17 protein-coding genes are annotated in these 20,909 nt (G+C 39.2%); 16 read left to right on the top strand and 1 reads right to left on the bottom strand.

The annotated features are described in order from the left end of the window. Positions 1–50: 50 nt before the first annotated feature. The 15 genes from rsmH (at position 51) to lpxC (ending at position 19,008) form a co-directional block, all read left to right on the top strand. A complete protein-coding gene (gene rsmH / locus CWS31_RS10845) occupies positions 51–998 on the top strand; it encodes a 16S rRNA (cytosine(1402)-N(4))-methyltransferase RsmH (protein WP_101345370.1) in 948 nt (315 codons plus the stop codon). A gap of 2 nt (positions 999–1,000) precedes the next feature. Beyond that, positions 1,001–1,309 (top strand): cell division protein FtsL, encoded by a 309-nt coding sequence (gene ftsL, locus CWS31_RS10840; RefSeq protein WP_101345371.1) that lies wholly within the window; start codon positions 1,001–1,003, stop codon positions 1,307–1,309. A gap of 28 nt (positions 1,310–1,337) precedes the next feature. Further along, on the top strand, positions 1,338–3,107 hold the full coding sequence (locus tag CWS31_RS10835) for a peptidoglycan D,D-transpeptidase FtsI family protein (protein ID WP_101345372.1): 1,770 nt from the start codon (positions 1,338–1,340) through the stop codon (positions 3,105–3,107). Next, on the top strand, positions 3,100–4,809 hold the full coding sequence (locus CWS31_RS10830) for a UDP-N-acetylmuramoyl-L-alanyl-D-glutamate--2,6-diaminopimelate ligase (RefSeq protein ID WP_101345373.1): 1,710 nt from the start codon (positions 3,100–3,102) through the stop codon (positions 4,807–4,809). The genes CWS31_RS10835 and CWS31_RS10830 overlap by 8 nt, the downstream gene beginning before the upstream one ends. After that, a complete protein-coding gene (locus tag CWS31_RS10825; RefSeq protein ID WP_101345374.1) occupies positions 4,806–6,419 on the top strand; it encodes a UDP-N-acetylmuramoyl-tripeptide--D-alanyl-D-alanine ligase in 1,614 nt (537 codons plus the stop codon). The genes CWS31_RS10830 and CWS31_RS10825 overlap by 4 nt, the downstream gene beginning before the upstream one ends. Further along, positions 6,419–7,501 (top strand): phospho-N-acetylmuramoyl-pentapeptide-transferase, encoded by a 1,083-nt coding sequence (gene mraY / locus CWS31_RS10820; protein WP_101345375.1) that lies wholly within the window; start codon positions 6,419–6,421, stop codon positions 7,499–7,501. Before CWS31_RS10825 ends, mraY begins: the two co-directional genes overlap by 1 nt. A 64-nt stretch (positions 7,502–7,565) precedes the next feature. Next, entirely contained in the window at positions 7,566–9,077 is a 1,512-nt protein-coding gene (gene murD, locus CWS31_RS10815; protein ID WP_101345376.1) for a UDP-N-acetylmuramoyl-L-alanine--D-glutamate ligase, read from the top strand. 128 nt (positions 9,078–9,205) lie between these two features. Then, positions 9,206–10,396, top strand: coding sequence for a cell division protein FtsW (ftsW, locus tag CWS31_RS10810; protein WP_425457526.1), 1,191 nt, complete (start codon positions 9,206–9,208; stop codon positions 10,394–10,396). Next, positions 10,396–11,544 carry an undecaprenyldiphospho-muramoylpentapeptide beta-N-acetylglucosaminyltransferase gene (gene murG / locus CWS31_RS10805; RefSeq protein WP_101345378.1) on the top strand — a complete coding sequence of 383 codons (1,149 nt, stop codon included), beginning with the start codon at positions 10,396–10,398 and terminating at the stop codon, positions 11,542–11,544. Before ftsW ends, murG begins: the two co-directional genes overlap by 1 nt. 109 nt (positions 11,545–11,653) lie before the next feature. Then, complete coding sequence (gene murC / locus CWS31_RS10800) at positions 11,654–13,141, top strand: UDP-N-acetylmuramate--L-alanine ligase (RefSeq protein ID WP_101345379.1); 1,488 nt, start codon at positions 11,654–11,656, stop codon at positions 13,139–13,141. After that, the gene (locus CWS31_RS10795) at positions 13,141–14,094 is read left to right on the top strand and encodes a D-alanine--D-alanine ligase (RefSeq protein ID WP_101345380.1); all 954 of its coding nucleotides are present in this window, start codon (positions 13,141–13,143) and stop codon (positions 14,092–14,094) included. Before murC ends, CWS31_RS10795 begins: the two co-directional genes overlap by 1 nt. A 6-nt stretch (positions 14,095–14,100) precedes the next feature. After that, entirely contained in the window at positions 14,101–15,120 is a 1,020-nt protein-coding gene (locus CWS31_RS10790; RefSeq protein ID WP_246143479.1) for a cell division protein FtsQ/DivIB, read from the top strand. Continuing rightward, positions 15,121–16,356, top strand: coding sequence for a cell division protein FtsA (gene ftsA / locus CWS31_RS10785; RefSeq protein ID WP_101345381.1), 1,236 nt, complete (start codon positions 15,121–15,123; stop codon positions 16,354–16,356). Between the two features lie 219 nt (positions 16,357–16,575). Continuing rightward, a complete protein-coding gene (gene ftsZ, locus CWS31_RS10780) occupies positions 16,576–17,736 on the top strand; it encodes a cell division protein FtsZ (RefSeq protein ID WP_101345382.1) in 1,161 nt (386 codons plus the stop codon). Between the two features lie 351 nt (positions 17,737–18,087). Beyond that, positions 18,088–19,008 (top strand): UDP-3-O-acyl-N-acetylglucosamine deacetylase, encoded by a 921-nt coding sequence (lpxC, locus tag CWS31_RS10775; protein WP_101345383.1) that lies wholly within the window; start codon positions 18,088–18,090, stop codon positions 19,006–19,008. A 214-nt stretch (positions 19,009–19,222) separates the two neighbouring features. Here the strand turns inward: lpxC and CWS31_RS10770 are convergent, their stop codons facing one another. Continuing rightward, positions 19,223–19,774, bottom strand: coding sequence for a DUF721 domain-containing protein (locus CWS31_RS10770; RefSeq protein WP_101345384.1), 552 nt, complete (start codon positions 19,772–19,774; stop codon positions 19,223–19,225). Between the two features lie 199 nt (positions 19,775–19,973). Between CWS31_RS10770 and CWS31_RS10765 the strand changes: the two genes are divergently transcribed. Next, positions 19,974–20,825, top strand: coding sequence for a M23 family metallopeptidase (locus CWS31_RS10765; protein WP_342780236.1), 852 nt, complete (start codon positions 19,974–19,976; stop codon positions 20,823–20,825). The last annotated feature ends 84 nt before the right edge of the window (positions 20,826–20,909 follow it).

Below are 20,909 nucleotides of genomic sequence, written 5' to 3'. Positions count from 1 at the left end.
TAAATTAAAGCACTGTCAAAGGTGCAAACTAGGTAATAAAAATTAATACCATGGAACTAGATACCACACATATTTCAGTGTTGCTCAATGAAGCCGTGGATGGCTTAGCTATCACTGATAATGGTTGCTATATCGATTGTACTTTTGGTCGAGGCGGACACTCGTTCTTAATACTTTCTAAGTTATCCGCTAATGGTCGCTTGATTGCTATTGATCGTGATCCTAGTGCCATTATTGCCGCAGAAAAGTTTAAAGATGATGCTCGTTTTAATATTGAACATGAAGGCTTTGCCGCATTAGCTGATATAGCTGAAAAACATGATTTAATGGGTAAAGTTGACGGTATTTTACTTGACCTTGGCGTATCGTCACCACAACTTGATGAAGCTGAGCGTGGCTTTAGTTTTATGAAAGACGGCCCTCTTGATATGCGCATGGATACGAGTAAAGGGCAAACTGCGGCACAATGGCTAGCGGTTGCTGATGTTGAAGATATTACTTGGGTATTGCGCACCTTTGGTGAAGAGAAACATGCATGGCGCATTGCTAATGCGATAGTTGATAGCCGTGACGAGTCACCATTAACTAGAACCAGTGAACTAGCAAAGTTAATTAAAACCACTGCACCACAACGTGAAATTAAAAAACACCCAGCTACACGAAGCTTTCAAGCGATTCGTATGTATATCAACAGCGAGTTAGATCAAATCGAAAAAGCGCTAGCAGCATCACTTGATGTGTTAGCAGTTGGTGGACGTTTAGTGGTGATTAGTTTTCATTCGTTGGAAGACCGATTAGTAAAACAGTTTATGAAAAAGCATTCGCAAGGTCGAGTAGTACCACGTGGAATGCCGATCAGCGAAGCTGAATTAAACAAAGGTAAAAAGTTTGCATTAATTGGTCGACAAAAACCAAGTAAAACGGAAGTAGAAGAAAATGTACGTTCTCGCAGCTCGGTATTACGTATTGCTGAGCGTTTAGAAAGAAATACCGACTAGTTATGGCTGCGCGCCCGTTAGTTTTCGATATTTGGCAAGATCTTGTCCGTTATGTCGTAACTTACTTGTTGTTACTGTTTGTGGTGTTATCAGCGTTTGCAGTGGTTTATTACAGTCATGTTAATCGGCAAACTACTAGTGAACTTGAAATACTACGGGCACAAAAAGACGAATTAAATATTGAATGGCGCAATTTGTTGTTAGAGCAAAATAGTTTAGCAGAGCATAGCGCCATTGAAAGTAAAGCAAAGCATTTGTTAGACATGAAGCGGCCGAATAGTAATTCAGAAGTGATTGTGACCCTGGATTAAAAATTACCTTAGATTAAAAGAGAACGGTGTGAATAAAAAAGTAACCCCAAAAAATAACCCACTAAATACCGCCCCTTGGCGATATTATTTAGTGTTGGCTATTATTGGGCTTATTTATCTGTGTTTAATGGCGCGCACTGCTTATATTCAAGTTGTTGAACCTGAAATGCTACAAAAGCAAGGCGATTTACGTTCATTACGTGTTGCCGCAAATACCGTACAGCGCGGCAATATTGTTGATCGTAATGGTGCTGAGCTTGCCATTAGTGTACCAGTACAAACGGTTTGGGCAGATCCTAAAATCATCATGGATAATAATGCGCTTGCCATGACCAAACATTGGCAAGCATTAGCCGACGTGCTTGATCAAGATATTAATCAACTCACTACCCGAGTAGTGAGAAACCCTAGCAAGCGTTTCATTTATCTTGAGCGTAAAATATCGCCAGCCATGGCAAATTACATCAAAGAATTGAAAATACCGGGTATCCATTTACGTAAAGAATCAAAACGTTTTTACCCTACTGGCGAAATTAGTGCCCATCTGCTTGGTTTTACAAATGTTGATGATAAAGGCATTGAAGGTATCGAACGAATGTACGACGAGTTACTTACCGGTACGGGTGGTGCAAAACGTTTTAGAAAAGATGCTAAAGGTCGAAAAATAGAAATTATTTCGGTCAAAGAAGCAGAGCAAGCGCAAGACATTACCTTAAGTATTGATCAACGAATTCAAGCTATTGCTTATAAAGAATTAAAAGGTGCGGTTCAAGCATTTAAAGCAACCTCAGGCTCAGTTGTTGTTGCTAATATTCATACTGGTGAGATATTAGCCATGACTAATAGCCCATCGTATAACCCAAATAATCGTCGTAATACTGCTATTCATCGTTTTCGAAATAGAGCGATCACCGATATTTACGAGCCAGGCTCAACTATGAAGCCGTTAACGGCATTAACAGCATTAGAATTTGGCTCGGCAAAAGCCAATACAGTAATTAACACTAGCCCTGGTTGGATGCGTTTAGGTGGTAGACGTGTTAGCGATCCTATCAATCGCGGTAAGTTATCTATTGAAGATATATTAGTCACCTCATCAAATATGGGCACCACTAAATTAGCCTTGTCTGTACCGAAAGATTATTTATTAACTAAGTTTTTTGACGCAGGTTTTGCTGATGATACTGGCACTAACCTAGTGGGTGAAAGCTCGGGCATGATGCATGACAGAAGTCGTTGGTCTGAGTTTGAATTAGCTACATTATCTTGGGGCGCAGGGCTAGCAATTACACCAGTCCAGTTAGCTCGACTTTATGTGGCGTTAGCTAACGGTGGTATAAAGCGCAGGTTAACTATTGTTAAATCCAATGGTGAGCCAATTGATCCTGCTGATGAAGTGAGAATATTTTCTGAAAAAAACAGCCTAGCGGTTACTCATATGCTTGAAGCGGTAGTTGATCAGCATGTACCGAAAGCTAAAGTTGATGGTTATCGTGTTGGCGGTAAAACAGGTACTTCAATAAAAGCTGTTGCTGGTGGTTATGGCAATGATTATGTAGGTTTATTTGCAGGCATTGCGCCAATTTCAAATCCTGCGATTGTGGTTGTGGTTGTTATTAACGAGCCAAGTGGTGATCTTTATCATGGCGGTGAAGTAGCGGCGCCGGTATTTTCTCGGGTAATGAAAGGGGCATTACGAGTGCTTAATATTGCCCCTGATGCACAAGAATCTCGAACAGCCAGTAAGCAAATAGAAGCAACGGAAAAAACTATTGTTGCAGGAGAGCATCATGCTTAAACCTGCCACACAACAAATAATCAATTGCTTAAAGCTTTTCAATATTGATCTTGATGAACAACCTAATCTTACCGATTTATATGGCGATCTTCATAACGACAGCCGTCTTGTAAGTGAAAATGATATTTTTTGCGCCGTGATTGGTCATGCTCAAGATGGACGTAAATACATTGATAAAGCTATAAAACAAGGCGCTAAGTTAGTTATTGCAGAGTGTGAAAGCAGTGCTGAACATGGTGAACTTGAGCTTGAAAATGGCGTATATATCGTTAAGTTTTATCAACTTAATCAGCATTTATTTCTCCTAGCAAAAGCTTATTACCAAGCACCACAAAATAATATGACTATGGTTGGTATTACTGGTACTAACGGTAAAACAACAACGAGTCAGTTACTTGCGCAAATGTTAAATGCTTGCAATAAGCCGTGTGCGGTTATTGGTACTAATGGCGCTGGCGCATTAAATGACTTACAGCCGATAGAAAATACCACACCAGGTGCCTGTGAATTACATCAATTATTATATCGTTTTAACACTAAGCCAGTAAGTGAATCAACTAGTTCAACACAATTGAATGAAACACCATTTAGCTATGTTGCTATGGAAGTTTCATCACACGCATTAGCGCAAAATCGCGTGCAAGCCGATTTATTTGATATCGCGATATTTACTAATTTAACCAGAGATCACCTTGATTATCACGGCTCAATGGCAAGTTATGGTGAAGCAAAAAAACAAATTTTCACCGGTGATAATAGTCAAGTGGCGGTTATTAATATTGATGACCAGCAAGGCAAACAATGGTTAGAAAATTGGACTGATTTTTGTAGCAAAAAAGTCACGGTAAAAGAGTCAATAAATCAAACTGCTTGGGTTTACAGCCGTCGAATAACAGCAGAAGCATTAGTTAACTATCCATATTTTGTTATTGCTAAAAATATTAATCACCACGGCCAGGGTGTTTCATTCGTTTTAGTAACTCATTTGGGCGAGGTGAAAATCACCAGTCCATTATTGGGCGATTTTAATATCGATAACTTATTAGCGGCAATTAGCGTATTACTCATTCAAGGTTTCCCTTTAGATAATATTCCTAATTTAGTAGCTAAGGTAACTGCTATTGCCGGTCGAATGGAAGCAACAAGTGCGACAGGTTTTGCCACTGCAGTGGTTGATTATGCTCATACACCTGATGCTTTAGAAAAAGCATTACAAGCTTGTCGTCAACATTGTCAAGGTCAGCTTTACGTAGTGTTTGGTTGTGGCGGTGATCGAGATAAAGGTAAACGTCCATTAATGGCAAAAGCTGCAGAGCAATATGCAGACGTAATTGTGGTCACTAATGACAACCCTCGAACTGAAAATGAACAGTCAATTGCTGATGATATTGTTGCTGGTTTTGTTACAGGTTTTGTTGCTGGCTTTGTTGAACCTAAAGCTAAAAAAATCAGCATTGTTTTAGATAGAAAGCAAGCCGTATTACAAACATTAAACATAGCAAAAGCGGGTGATATTGTCTTGTTAGCTGGTAAGGGGCATGAAGATTACGTGGTAATGCCTAAGTATAATGCTAAAGGTGAAGTGGTAGGCACAGAAAAATTATCTTATAACGAACGATTAGTGGTACGCGATTTTTATCAGCAACAAGCAAGTGCAGCTACACCATTTAATTCAGAAACAATACATGAGGCTAAAGTATGATCTCCTTAACTCTCTCTACTTTAGCGAAAATTACTGGCGGTGAATTGATCGCCTGTGCGGATAATTCACATACCATTGACGAACTTGTTATTGATAGTCGCGCTATCGACGAAAAATCTAATAAGAGTACTGCATTTCTTGCTCTTAAAGGCCCTAATTTTGATGGTCATCGTTTTGCTGAGCAAGTGGTTGAACAGGGCTGTAAATTATTAATAGTTACACACTCTTTAGCAATAACAAATAGCTTAGCAAATACGCCACAATTAATAGTTAACGATACGCGTATTGCATTAGGGCAAATTGCCGCGTTTGTTAAACAGCAAGTAGCACCAAAAACTGTTGGTATAACTGGTAGTAGCGGTAAAACTACCGTTAAAGAAATGGTTGCCGCAATTTTATCTCGTTTAGGTAACGTATTAGCAACCAACGGAAATTTCAATAATGATATTGGCGTACCGCTAACCTTACTGCGTTTAAAGCCTGTACATGATTTTGCTGTAATTGAAATGGGTGCAAATCACATGGGTGAAATTGCTTATACCACGGCATTGGCTAAACCCGATGTTGCCGTTATTAATAATATTGCCGCAGCACATTTAGAAGGCTTTGGTGATTTATGTGGTGTAGCACGCGCTAAAGGTGAAATATTTTCAGGACTTGGCGAAAACGGTGTAGCGCTTTATAACCAAGACACTAAATACACCAGTCAATGGCAGTGGCGCTTAACGGATAAAATCGTGCGCACTTTTTCATGTGCCAGTCCTTGTGATGGCTCTGTTGATATTAAACCTGATTCAAGTAGCAAGAAAGCGGATTGTTACAGTGAAAATGTTGTTTTAGATGTTAATGGTTGTGCAAGTTTTACTTTACATAGTGAACGTGGCAATTGTGAAGTTAACCTTACAGTACCCGGAAAACACAATGTTTGTAACGCAGTTGCTGCGGCCAGTATTGCTTTAGAGTTTGGTGCTAGCCTTGACGATATTCGTTTAGGACTTGCGCAAATGCAACCGGTAAAAGGCCGACTTAATTTACATCAATTACGTGATGATGAAAGTGGTTGCTCTATTAAACTTATTGATGACACTTATAACGCCAACCTTGAGTCGGCTAAAGCTGCTGCGTCATTATTAGCTTCCTATCCGGGTAAAAACATTCTTATCTTAGGTGATATGGGTGAATTAGGTAGTGAGGCAAGAAGTTATCATCAAGAGTTGGGTGAGTTTGCTAAACAGCTTGAGATAAGTACTTTATTGTCAAAAGGTGTGTTAAGCCAAAGTACTAGCGACGCTTTTGCCAAAGACAATGAAAAAAATGAACAAAGCCAACATTTTAATCAAAGAGTTGAGTTGTTTAATCATCTCGTTAATTTACTCAATAAACAATTATTAGCAGGACAAAAAGATATCGCCATTTTAGTCAAAGGCTCTCGTAGTGCTCATATGGAACATGTAGTCGCCGACATAGTTAACTGGTTAGCAGATAAAAACCAGTGCTTTACGCAATTAGTGAAGCAAACACTTAAGCAAGAAGCAAAACAAAATAATACTCAACAAAGTGCTGGTGAAAACAAAACCAGTAACACTAAAAATAAAGAAGGTATGGCGTAATGTTACTTTGGTTAGGTGAGTATTTAACTCAATTTTATTCGGGCTTTAATGTTTTTTCATATTTAACATTTCGCGCCATTATTAGCACTTTAACAGCGCTATTTCTCGCTCTATATTTTGGTCCTAAATTAATCCGTTATTTGCAAAAAATGCAAATTGGTCAAACAGTACGAGACGACGGCCCAGAAAGTCATTTATCAAAATCAGGTACGCCGACAATGGGCGGCATACTGATACTGGGCTCAATTGTGATGAGTGTTTTACTCTGGGCTGATTTAAATAATATCTATGTTTGGGTAGTGCTGTTTGTCGTAGTTAGCTTTGGCATTATTGGTTTTGTTGATGATTATCGCAAAGTTATTCGTAAAGACTCTAACGGTCTAATTGCCCGTTGGAAATACTTTTGGCAAACCATTATTGGATTCAGTACCGCATTGTTTTTGTTTTATATCTCAAAAGATCCAAATGAAACTGCGTTATTAATTCCGTTTGTTAAAGAAGTCTTGCCGCAATTAGGCATTTTTTATGTGGTGATGACTTACTTCGTTATTGTGGGTACTTCTAATGCGGTTAACCTAACTGATGGTCTTGATGGTTTAGCTATTGTGCCAACCATTATGGTTGCAGGGGCTTTTGCATTATTTGCTTACGTTACAGGGCACGTTAACTTTTCAGCTTATTTACATATTCCGCATATTGCTTTGGCCAGTGAATTAGTGATTGTTTGTACTGCTATTGTGGGTGCTGGTTTAGGCTTTTTATGGTTTAACACTTACCCAGCACAAGTATTTATGGGCGATGTAGGTTCGTTAGCGTTAGGGGCTGCACTTGGCGTTATTGCGGTATTGGTTCGTCAAGAGTTGGTATTATTTATTATGGGCGGTGTTTTTGTAATAGAAACTCTGTCAGTTATTTTACAAGTAGGCTCATATAAAATGCGTGGTCAGCGTATTTTCCGTATGGCACCTATTCATCATCATTATGAATTGAAAGGTTGGCCAGAGCCGCGAGTCATTGTACGTTTTTGGATTATTTCATTGATGCTTGTCCTGGTTGGTTTAGCAACATTAAAACTTCGCTAAAGTTACGTTAAAGCCGTATTAAAGTTAAAAGAAAAGTTAAAAGAAAAGGGAACGAATATAACAGATGTCTTGGTTAACAGCGTTTACAGATAAAAAAATTGTCGTGCTAGGAGTAGGGGTGACGGGTTTGTCATGCCTACGTTTTTTGCATGCGCAAAATTTATCATTTGCTGTTAACGACTCTCGCGCTATGCCATTCGCTTCTGAGTCTGAACTCGTTCAATATCAAATCGACTTTCCCAACGCCACTTTCGTTTTCGGGCAATGGCAGCAAGCGCTTATCGCAAATGCCGATATTATTATTGCTAGCCCAGGCATTGATTTAGTCAAAGAAGGTATTAGTACCTTGGTCGGCGAAAATTGCCGAGTTATTGGCGACATTGAATTATTTTGCCTTGTGAATAATACCTTGGCTAACCCTATGAAAATGTTGGCCGTAACAGGCTCAAACGGTAAGTCTACCGTAGTATCATTACTTGCTTATTTAGCCAACAGCCTTGGTTTTAATGTTGCGTTAGCGGGCAATATTGGTGAGCCTATTCTTGATTTGCTATTGGATAATGATAGTAGTGGCACTCAAAATGAACAAGTAGACATCGTGGTTGTTGAATTATCTAGTTTTCAATTAGAAACCTTAACAAGCATGCGCGCTATTGCCGCAAGTGTACTCAATTTAAGTGATGATCATTTAGATCGCCATAAAACCATGGCGGTTTATCAAGGGTTAAAACAAGCTATTTACTCACAAGCAAATATTGCTGTAGTTAATAGAGAAGACAGTGCTACAAAAACCTTAGTAAAAGATCAAACGGTTATCTCTTTCGGTTTAAATAAACCAGATACCGATCAATTTGGCTTAAGCATAGTTGATGCTAAACCAACCTTAGTATTTGGTGAACAAGTACTTATCGCATTAGATGAATTACCATTAGCGGGTATGCATAATGCCTTAAATTATATGGCCGCTTTAGCTTTGGGTTATGCCGCGGGTTGGTCGTTAGAAGCTATGACCAATAACCTTCCAGGATTCATTGGTTTAGCACATCGTTGCCAACGTGTAGCAAGTAATGATGGTATTCAATGGATAAACGATTCAAAAGCCACCAATGTCGGAGCAACACTCGCGGCTATCAGTGGTTTATCGCCAACAATTCATCTTAATAATAAATTAATTTTGATTGCTGGTGGTGATGGTAAAGGTGCTGATTTCTCGCCATTAACAACAATGTTAAATGCTGAAGTAAACCAGTTAATTACCTTAGGTAAAGACGGCGGCGAAATAGCTTCTTTAGTTAATGCTTCAAGTAATTCGCCTATTCAAGTAAATACCCTCGCTGAAGCTGTTGAACAAGCCAATGCATTAGCTTGCCACGGTGATATGGTTCTACTTTCACCTGCTTGTGCCAGTATCGACATGTTTAAAAATTACATGGTTAGAGGCGAGCAATTTATGACGAGTGTTACCCAGTTACAAACTGCGGCTAATGTTCATAAAGATGCTAATGCTCAGACAGACTCTAGTGCTCATAAAGGTTTTAGTGCTAAGAAAGATACTAAGGAGGCTTCATGTCGTTAGATAAAACCATGACCTTCGCCAAGAGTTTAACTTTGGCAAAAACAGTGTCGTTAGAAACAACACAAGCGATCAGTAAAACTATTGCTCAAGTACCGGTACCGCCATTACCAGAATGGATAAACCGTATTATGACAAGCTCAAATCAATATGGCACAACCGCCTTTGATCGTAGCTTCGTTGTCTTAGGGCTGACCATGTATATGCTCGGGTTAGTTATGGTTGCATCTTCTTCTATTCCTGTCGCTGAACGATTATTTAATAATCCTTTTCATTTTGTTATTCGCCACGGTATTTATATTGGTTTAAGCCTTGCTATCGCGGGAGTTGCTTTGCAAGTCCCTATGTCGTGGTGGCATAAAAATAGTAGTTACTTGTTAGGTTTCGCGTTAGTGCTCTTGATCACTGTGCTGCTCATTGGGCGCTCGGTAAATGGCTCTACTCGTTGGATTGTATTAGGACCGATAACTTTGCAAGCCGCCGAGCCCGCAAAATTATTTTTCTTTTGTTACTTATCCGCTTACCTCGTTCGTAGACGCGAGCAAGTGATGGAAAATCTAAAAGGCTTTATTAAACCGCTGATTGTGTTCGGTGTTATGGCTTTGTTATTACTGCTACAGCCTGATTTAGGTACTGTTATTGTTATGTTTGTTACTACTTTTGGCTTGTTATTTTTAGCGGGCGCTAAGTTATGGCAATTCATAGCTATATCGTTAGTTGGCGGAGCATCTTTAGCAGCACTTGCCTACTTTGAACCATATCGCTGGCGTCGGGTAACAAGCTTTTTAGATCCGTGGCAAGACCCTTTTGGCAGTGGTTATCAATTAACGCAATCATTAATGGCTTACGGTCGTGGTGAAGTATTAGGGCAAGGCTTAGGTAATAGCATACAAAAACTTGAATATTTACCTGAAGCGCATACCGATTTTGTAATGGCAGTATTAGCCGAAGAGTTTGGCTTTGTTGGCATTAGTGTAGTGTTGTTACTGAGTATGACTTTAGTTTATAAAGCACTGATTTTGGGGCGTTATGCACTAGCAAAAGAAAAATACTTTGAAGGTTTCTTAGCTTACGCTATTGGTATTTGGATGTGTTTCCAGGCTGCTGTAAATATTGGCGCTAGCGCGGGCATGGTACCAACTAAAGGGTTAACAATGCCATTGATCAGTTATGGCGGTAGTTCAATGATAGTGATGACTTTGGCTTTGGTTATTTTAATACGTATAGACCATGAAATTCGTTTACAAAGTATTCAAGCAACTAGCTCGAAAAGAACAGATAAAAGTTCCAGCAAAAAAGCTAGCAAAAGTGAGGCTAAATAATGACCATCACTTCTAACACTACTTCAAGCATTAATAACACTGCCACTAAGTCACCTACTTTACTGGTTATGGCCGGTGGTACTGGAGGTCATATATTTCCAGGTATTGCGGTAGCAGATGAGTTAAAAGCACAAGGTTGGAAAATACACTGGCTTGGCACTGCAGATCGAATGGAAGCTAAAATTGTCCCTGCTCATGGTTATGATATTTCATTTCTTAATATCAGTGGCTTACGCGGAAAAAAATTGCTCACCATGTTAACTACGCCATTTAAATTGTTACGTTCAGTGTTACAAGCAAGGCGCGTAATTAAAACCGTAAAACCAGATGTGGTGTTAGGTATGGGAGGTTATGCAAGTGCTCCCGGTGGTTTAGCTGCATGGTTAGCGGGCGTGCCGTTAATAGTACATGAGCAAAATGCCGCCGCAGGACTAAGTAATCGTTTATTGGCGCGAATAGCCAATAAAGTGTGCTGTGCTTTTCCAAACGCTTTTACAGCTAATGTTGATGCGCAAGTGGTTGGTAATCCTTTACGTGCCAGTATTGGTAAAAAGCTTAAGGTTGAACAAAGTGTGGAATCCTTAAACTTACCAACTACTAAAAACATACTTGTTGTGGGCGGTAGTTTAGGCGCACAAGTTTTAAATACAATTATACCGCAAAGTTTTAATGCTTTGCAGGTTCAGAATAAAAGTTACTGCATTTGGCATCAAACAGGCGCTGGTAACCAAGAAGAAGTAATCGCCTCATATCAAGAAGTGGATATAACTCAAGGTAAAGTTAAGGTGAGTGAGTTTATAGCAGATATGGCAGCGGCTTATGAATGGGCAGACATTGTAATTTGTCGTGCTGGCGCGTTAACCGTTTCTGAATTAGCTATGGCTGGCACACCCGCTATTTTTGTGCCTTTGCCACATGCGGTTGATGATCACCAAACAAAAAATGCTTTATACCTGGTTGAAAGAGGTGCTGCAAAATTATTGCCACAAACCGAATTCAATAAAGAAAGTATTACCACGTTGATTACTGAATTATTTGGCCAGCCTGAAACGTTAGCAAAAATGGCTAAAGCTTCATTGGGGGCTGCAAATAGTCAGGCAAGTAAGCAGGTAGCCATATTATGCCAACAGCTAGTTGGTAGTAATTAATAAAATTAGTGGTAAGTAATAAATACAGCTCAGTAACACTGAGGAAGTTAGCGCCTAGTAATGGTGTTAAGTAATCGCGTTAAGTAATTAGCAATAATGAAGAGAAAATATGATTAAGCACAGTAACTTAGATAATAATTCAAATTCTGTACGTATGCCTGAAATGCGTCGAGTAAAGCGTATCCATTTTGTTGGTATTGGTGGTGCGGGTATGGGTGGTATTGCCGAAGTATTGCTTAATGAAGGTTATCAAATTTCAGGCTCAGATATTGGTGAAAACCAAGTAGTTAAACGTTTAACTGCACTTGGCGCTGAAATTGTTATTGGTCACAGCGCCGATAATGTTGCACAAGCGAGTGTTATTGTTGTTTCAACGGCGATTAACCGCGACAACCCAGAGCTAGTTGCGGCCAAAAATTTACGTATTCCAGTGGTGCGCCGCGCAGAAATGTTAGCCGAGCTAATGCGCTTTAGACATGGTATTGCTATTGCGGGCACACACGGTAAAACCACAACAACGAGTTTAATTGCCAGTATTTTTGCGCAAGGTCAATTAGATCCAACATTTGTGATTGGCGGTTTACTTAACAGCGCTGGCACTAATGCTAGATTAGGGCATAGCCGTTATTTAGTAGCAGAAGCTGATGAAAGTGATGCATCATTTTTACACTTACAGCCAATGGTTGCGGTAGTTACCAATATTGATGAAGATCACATGGAAACTTACCAAGGTGATTTTGAAAAACTAAAAGACACCTACATAGATTTTTTACATAACTTACCATTTTATGGTTTAGCTGTGGTTTGTATCGACAACCCAGTGGTAAGAGAATTATTACCACGTATTAGTCGTCAGGTAATTACCTATGGCTTCTCTGCAGATGCTGATGTTAGAGCCATTAACTTTAAGCAAAACGGTAGCGTAAGTCACTTCACCGTTGTGGTTGAAGGGCAAGAGCCAGTAAACATGAATGTTAATTTACCTGGCGAGCATAACGTATTAAATGCCTTGGCAGGTGTTGCTGTTGCTAAAGACGAAGGCGTAAGTGATCAAGATATTTGCCAAGCTTTACAAGAGTTTGAAGGTATAGGTAGACGTTTTGAGCAATTAGATAATTTTACTACTGACGCAGGCAGTATGGTACTTGTTGATGATTATGGTCATCATCCAAGTGAAGTGAAAGCGACTATTTTAGCAATGCGCGCAGGCTGGCCAGATAAACGATTAGTAATGGTGTTTCAACCGCACCGTTTTTCACGCACACGTGATTTATATGAAGATTTTGTTGAAGTACTGTCGGAAGTTGATTGTTTGTTTTTATTAGATGTTTACGGGGCAGGCGAAGCACCTATTCCTTCAGCAGACAGTAAAAGCTTAGCTCGTTCAATTCGTCAACGCGGTCAAATTGAGCCTATTTATGTTGGTGATGTAGACAAATTAGCCGAGCTGCTAGCTACTCAATTACAAGACAATGACATGGTTATCACCCAAGGCGCGGGTAGCATTGGCGTTATTGCCCGAAGTTTAGTGGACGATAACTTGTTACACCTTGATAAAATGGCTGATGCACACGCTGTTTCAAGTGGAGACAAATAATGACTCAAGCTGAAAATCAATTATTAGCACAGCTAAAAAAAGAAAAAATAGCGGTACTTTTTGGTGGTAACTCAGCCGAACGTGACGTTTCTCTTAAATCAGGTCAAGCGGTAGCGAAGGGGTTAACCCAAGCTGGGTTTACGGTTGAATTAATTGACACCAAAACCACACCATTAAGTGATTTAGTTAGCAAAAAAATAGACCGTGTATTTATTGCGCTTCACGGCCGAGGTGGTGAAGACGGTTGTTTGCAAGGGGCGCTTGAATATTTGAATATTCCGTACACAGGATCAAATGTTTTAGGCTCTTCATTGTCTATGGACAAGGTGCGTAGTAAACAAATTTTTAAAGCGTGTGATTTACCAACAGCACCATTTTCAGTGGTTGATAAAGTCGATTTTGAACAATTAGATCTAGCAAGCTTGCTTAGCGAGTTAGGCGGCAGAGTTATGGTCAAGCCAGCTAATGAAGGCTCAAGTATTGGCATGGCGCAAGCTAAAACGGTTGATGAATTAAATAATGCTTTAATCGAAGCCTTTGGTTTTGATAACCAAGTATTGCTTGAAGCTTGGATTGATGGCCCTGAATACACAGTTGCTATCTTAGGTGATGAAGCCTTACCAGCAATTCACATGGAAACACCGCGTGAATTTTATGATTATGAAGCTAAATATCAATCAACCAGTACGCAATATCACTGTCCGTGTGGTTTAAATGCAGAAGATGAAAATGATATTAGAGCGTTATCACTCAAAGCATTTAAAGCAACAGGCGCAAAAGGTTGGGGGCGTGTTGATGTAATGCGCAACAGTGCTGGCGATTGGCAAGTATTAGAAGTAAATACAGTGCCAGGTATGACAGAAACATCATTAGTACCTAAAGCGGCAAATGTGTACGGTTTAAGTTTTAATGAACTTGTGACTAAAGTTTTATTACTCAGCGTGAAAGCATAATTAGTTATGGCTAAAAAACAGCTAATGGCTACACAAAATATAGCGAAAAAAGTCGCTAACCGTGTAGTTAACAAAACCAAACAAAGTATTGAGGAGCAACCGCACGTTACTACCTTATCTTTTAGTTTAGGTTTAGTGTTTTTTATTGCTGTGATAGTGAGTTTAATCTCGATCAGTTGGTGGTTAACACAACACTTCACAGGTCAAGAGAATGCGCCAGTAACATCAATTATTGTTACCGGTGAAATGCCTTATAGCCAACGTAATGACATTATTGAGGCCATTGATCAAATTGATATGGGTAACTTCTTTCAAGTAGATGTAAATGAAGTACAAAATAGAGTAATGACATTGCCATGGGTTTACTCGGTAGCGGTTAGAAAACAATGGCCTAATGAGTTGAAAATATATGTGGTTGATCAAACCCCTGTAGCCATTTGGAATGGTGATTTTATTATTAATCAACTTGGGCATGTATTTCAGGCGAACATAGCGCGAATTAAACACTATTTGCCGCACTTTTTTGGACCTGAAGGTAGCGAGCTGTTAGCGCTTGAAAATTATATTAATCTGAATGAGTTACTTGAGTATAAGGCATTGAAAATTGATGAGTTAGTGTTAAGTGAACGCTTCTCTTGGTTGTTAACATTGAACGACGGTGTAACGTTAAATTTAGGCCGCGAAGAGCGTGTTGAACGTATTCAGCGCTTTATGGATATCTATCCAATAATTAAAGAGCAGCTGAAAGTGAAAATAATTACCGAAAAACAGCAAAATCAGGCGGTTGATTACATAGATTTGCGGTATGATACAGGATTGGCTGTAGGTTGGAAAACTGTCGATAATATTACCCGTAAAAAAGACCATAAAATACTAACAAATAGCACAACTAATTCAACAGAAATTAAAGTAAACACAGTAAAAAATGAAACACGGCATAGCGTAAAAAATACATTACTAAACAGTCGTCATAGTCGCAATAGTAATCATCTAAAATCAGCATCATTAGTAAAGAGTTTAAGTTAAATGTCAAAAGCAGCAGAAAGAAAATTAGTGGTTGGTCTTGATATAGGTACCTCCAAAATATCTGTCGCCGTAGGAGAGATAACACCAGACAACCAATTAAGTATAATTGGTGTTGGTAATCAACCTTCACGCGGCATGGATAAAGGCGGAGTGAACGACTTGAATTTAGTTATTCAAGCTATTCAACGCGCTATCAATGAAGCTGAATTGATGGCTGATTGCCAAATAAGCTCAATTTATTTAGGTATTTCTGGTAAACATATTAGTTGTCAAAATGAAAATGGCATGGTGCCAATTAACGACAAAGAAGTGATTCAAGAAGACGTAGACAATGTTATTCATACCGCGCGCTCTGTGCCAATTGCCGCTGAACGTCGTATGTTACATGTACTACCACAAGAGTTTAGTATTGATTGTCAAGATGGCATTAAAAGTCCAATAGGCATGTCTGGCGTACGTATGGAAGCAAAAGTCCATATCATTACCTGTGCTAATGACATGGCTAAAAACTTAGTGAAGTGTGTTGAGCGTTGTGACTTAACCGCCGACCAATTAATTTTTTCGGCCTTAGCTTCAAGTTACGCGGTATTAACCGATGACGAAAAAGAATTAGGTGTATGCGTGGTTGATATGGGCGCAGGCACTATGGATATTTCAGTGTTTACTGGTGGCACATTACGCCATACCGCAGTGATCCCTGTTGCCGGTAATCAAGTAACAAGCGACATTTCTAAAATATTTAGAACGCCATTAAGTCATGCCGAAGATATTAAAGTGCAATACGCTTGTGCCTTAAAACAATTAGTAAGTATGGAAGAAAGTATTGATGTACCAAGTGTAGGCGGACGTCCGGCTCGTTCAATGTCTCGTCACACTTTGTCTGAAGTGGTTGAGCCCAGATATCAAGAATTATTTGAACTGATTCAAGATGAGATCAGAGAATCAGGTTTGGAAGATCAAATTGCCGCAGGCTATGTATTAACAGGCGGTACGGCAAAAATGGAAGGCGTACTTGAATTTGCCGAAGAGATTTTTCAAATGCCAGTGCGCATTGCTAATCCTTTGTCAGTACAAGGCTTGAAAGAATATGTTAATGACCCAATTTATGCGACTGTAGTTGGTCTATTACATTATGGTATGCAAGCAAATAGTGGCGCTGAAAATGCCATAAACAAACGTGAAAGTGTTGGCGATTTTTGGTCAAAAATTCACGCTTGGTTTAAAGGTGAGTTTTAAAAACGAGGCGGTAATAAAATTGGTTTAAAAATAGATTAACAAACCAATTAACAAAGCAATATAACCGGTTTGTAAAGATTTGAAAAATGAAGTTTTGGCTGTTGAACGGAATAACAGTTATTTCGAGTTGTTGGGCGTAGATAATTAAAGTAAATATCATCTATTAACAGCAGTTTATTAAGTATTTTAAGTGATTGTAAGTAAAACGGAGAGAGAAAAATGTTTGAATTAATGGAAGACCATAACGAAGAAGCGATAATTAAAGTTATCGGTGTTGGCGGCGGTGGTGGTAATGCTGTCGAACACATGGTTTCACAAACAATTGAGGGTGTTGAGTTTATTACCGCAAACACAGACTCTCAAGCGTTACGTAATTCATCTGCAGATGTTACTTTACAACTTGGTGCTGATGTAACCAAGGGGTTAGGTGCTGGCGCAAACCCTGAAATAGGGCGTTGTGCTGCAGAAGAAGATCGTGAAACCATTAAACAAGCCTTGCAAGGTGCCGATATGATTTTCATCGCAGCTGGCATGGGGGGTGGTACAGGTACTGGTGCAGCGCCAGTAGTAGCTGAGATCGCCAAAGAAATGGGTATATTAACGGTTGCCGTTGTAACTAAACCGTTTCCATTTGAAGGTAAAAAGCGAATGAACTATGCCGATCAAGGCATTGAGTTTTTATCTAAAAACGTTGATTCATTAATTACTATTCCAAATGAAAAACTACTTAAAGTACTTGGCCCAGGCACCAGCTTATTAGATGCTTTTAAAGCAGCAAATAACGTATTACTTGGCGCGGTACAAGGTATTGCCGAGTTAATTACTCGCCCTGGTTTAATCAATGTCGATTTCGCCGATGTTCGCACCGTAATGTCTGAAATGGGTACTGCCATGATGGGCTCAGGTACAGCTTCAGGTGATGATAGAGCGCAAGAAGCAGCAGATGCCGCTATTTCAAGCCCACTATTAGAAGACGTAGATTTAGCAGGTGCACGTGGTATTCTTGTTAATATTACTGCCGGTATGGATATTAGTATCGATGAATTTGAAACTGTTGGTAACGCTGTTAAAGCCTTTGCTTCTGAAAATGCTACGGTTGTTGTTGGTGCAGTAATTGATATGGACATGAAAGACGAGCTTCGCGTTACTGTTGTTGCAACAGGTATTGGCGCAGAAAGTAAGCCTGACATAACATTAGTTAATCCTATGCCAGTACCAGAGCAAAAAGTAGTGGGTAGCGATTATACATCAGCAGCACCACAAGCGAGTGTAGCTGCCGAACCAGTATCAATGACTGACAGTAATGCGCAAAAAGTAACAGCTGCGGATTTAGATAATTATCTTGATATCCCGGCATTTTTACGTAAACAAGCTGACTAATAAGTACTTTTTCGGGTATCAAATATATTGCTAATCGGGTATCAAGCATACCGAATTAGCTTGGTAGCGCGTCCGTCTGGTCGCTTGATGATAGCTTGACTATCATTAGGTGTTAGCGAGTGAAAGTATGCTGAATGCTAAGCATTTTTGATTTTAGCTGCTTTATTTGATATATTACGCGCCCGTTAAAACAACTGGTTCGACTTGTTAGCTATACTAATACTATATTCCCATTCAAGTGTGTAATTTGAATGAATAAGTGGAATATACTTTAGATGGTAGGCTAGTGGGCGATAGTTAGTTGCTTATAAACGAAATAATAACCTAGAAGAGAAAAGAAACGAGGCTGATATGATTAAGCAACGTACATTAAAAACAGAAGTTTCAACAGTAGGTGTTGGTTTACATAAAGGTGAAAAAGTGCAGGTTACTCTCCGTCCTGCGCCAATAAACACCGGTATTGTATTTCGTCGTATAGATCTCAACCCAATAGTTGAAATTAAAGCGGCACCTGAAGCTGTGGGTGAAACAACGTTATGTACTTGTTTAGTTGACGCTCAGCAAGTTAAAGTTTCAACGGTTGAACATTTACTTTCAGCTGTTGCAGGTTTAGGCATCGACAATCTTATTGTCGATGTTGACGCACCTGAAATTCCTATTATGGATGGCAGTGCTTTGCCTTTCGTTTACTTGATCCAATCAGTTGGTATTGAAACGCAAAATGCACCTAAACGCTTTTTGCGCATCAAAAAACCAATTCGTGTTGAAGAAGGTGACAAATGGGCAGAATTACTTCCTTATGAAGGGTTTAGAGTAAATTTTGCGATTGAATTTGAACACCCTGTTATCGAAAAAACCTGTCAAACCATGAGCATGGATTTTTCTAGCTGTTCTTTTATTAAAGAGATCAGCCGTGCCAGAACTTTTGGTTTCATGCGAGATATAGATTTTTTACGTTCACATAATTTAGCATTAGGTGGCAGTTTAGAAAATGCTATCGTACTTGATAATTTCCGTATGTTGAACAAAAACGAATTACGTTATGATGATGAATTCGTTAAACATAAAATACTTGATGCTATTGGCGATCTTTATATGGGCAGTGCTAGTATTTTAGGTGAGTTTAATGCTTTTAAATCAGGGCATGGTTTAAACAACATGTTACTTAGAGAAGTGTTTAAACGTACTGATTCTTGGGAATGGGTAACTTATGAAGATGACAAAGCATCTTCACCAATTGAATACCAAGAGATCAACGCTACAGCGTTTTAAGAATTAGAATTTAGGTTTTAGAAATTAGGTTCTAGGAGCTAGGCATTAAGTTCTAGGGACTAGTTTTTAGCACCAATACCTACCGCCTAGTATTTAATACCCAGTACCTACCGCATAGCACTTAATACTTAGTCCCTAACACATAGTACCTTCTCTCCCTCAAAGTGCGTTACCTGTATTTTCGTAGTCGGGAATTTGTTTGCGCATGCCAATATTATTGTCTTTTCCCGGCAACCAATGCCAGCTTTTCTAATTTTTCTTTCAAACCTTTTGGTGCGTTTTTAGCTATTTCTAAAAACTGTTTAGAGGTTTTTTCATTTACAACACCAACGCCGTTTATACCTGCATTTATTCCAGCATTGTAACGATTTGCTATTTCAGCGCTATTAATGGCATGAGACTGCAATAATTCAGCGCGTGTTTTTTCGGTAATATCATGGCGTTCTTTTCGAAACCCTTGTGGGTTTACTTTAATCTCAATACGGTTAAAATTTCCCTCGGTATTATTCATTAACGCATTACAAATATTGTTACGTTCAAACTGTAGGCGTTGACCCCAAACAGGAGATTTCACCTCAATAATTAAGGAATCTTCGCGACAATTGGCAATATTGAAAGCATCTGCTGGTAAATCAGGACATATTTGCCGTACAATGTCAGCTAGGGCTGTCAAAGAGTTGGTTTTTGACTGAATATGTGACAAAGTGCCCGTTGTTTTTTGTAATAGGGCAGCCATATTAATAGGGACTTTCGATTTTCTAGCCATTACTTACCATTACTTAAACCACCAAAAGTTACCAAAGTTATTAAAATTAACAAAACTCAGTTATTATGTTCAACTTACGCTCAGCACATGTTAAGTCAAAGAGTGTTAAGAGATAGCACAGAGCAAACTGAATAATGAAACCGAAAATATACTTATGAGTTTAACACTACTATACCGCGGAAAGAACGTCCGATTTTCAATGCAACTCACTAAATTGCATTGGCTATCAGCGTTATGTGCTTTTGCGCTTGTTTCTGGCTTAGTTGTGCACCTATTACTGAGTAATAAATTTCAACCCAACAGCGACCTGTATCAAATTTCATCACAGGTAAGTTTAGCCCCTGAGCAAATGAAAGAACAAACTATTACTGCGCTAACCGTCAAACTTGCTGAATTACAAAGCCAAGTTTTACGATTAAATGCTTTGGGTGATCGCTTAGCTGATGACGCCAACATCCCAGAAAAAGAATTTAATTTTAGCCACCTACCAGCCAGTGGCGGCCCAGCCTCAGATACCTTTCCTTTAACTAATAAAACCTTTGAAGAATTGTTTTTAGAAATTGAAGAATTTGAAAATACAATAAATCATGAAGAAAAACAGTTAGAAATGCTTGAATCTGTAACTTTTGGTCACCATATACAAAATGATGGTTATTTATCAGGCAGACCCATAACCAAAGGTTGGCTTTCGTCTTATTACGGCGTTCGTAAAGATCCGTTTAACGGCCGCGCAACTATGCATAAAGGTGTAGATTTTGCCGGTAAAGAAAATACCCCTGTGATTACAACTGCTTCGGGCATTGTAACATGGTCGGGTAAGCGTTACGGGTACGGAAACTTAATTGAAATTAATCATGGCAATGGTTTATCTACACGCTATGGTCATAACAAAGATTTACTGGTAAAAGTCGGTGATGTTGTTAATAAAGGGCAACATATTGCACTTATGGGGAGCACAGGGCGCTCGACAGGCCCACATGTTCACTATGAAATTTTAAAAAATAATAAACAAATCAATCCAATTAAGTTTGTTTATCGAAAAGGGAAGTAATCACTTAACGCGTAGGTTTCACGTTACATATACGCGTTAGGCGGTTATCATAATAATCCACAAATAAGGTGACGCTAATAGTTA

The sequence above is a fragment of the Colwellia echini genome, from assembly GCF_002843355.2.
GTDB lineage: Bacteria > Pseudomonadota > Gammaproteobacteria > Enterobacterales > Alteromonadaceae > Colwellia > Colwellia echini.
The sequence above is the reverse complement of the archived record's forward strand: the minus strand, read 5'-3'. Positions and strand labels throughout refer to the sequence as shown.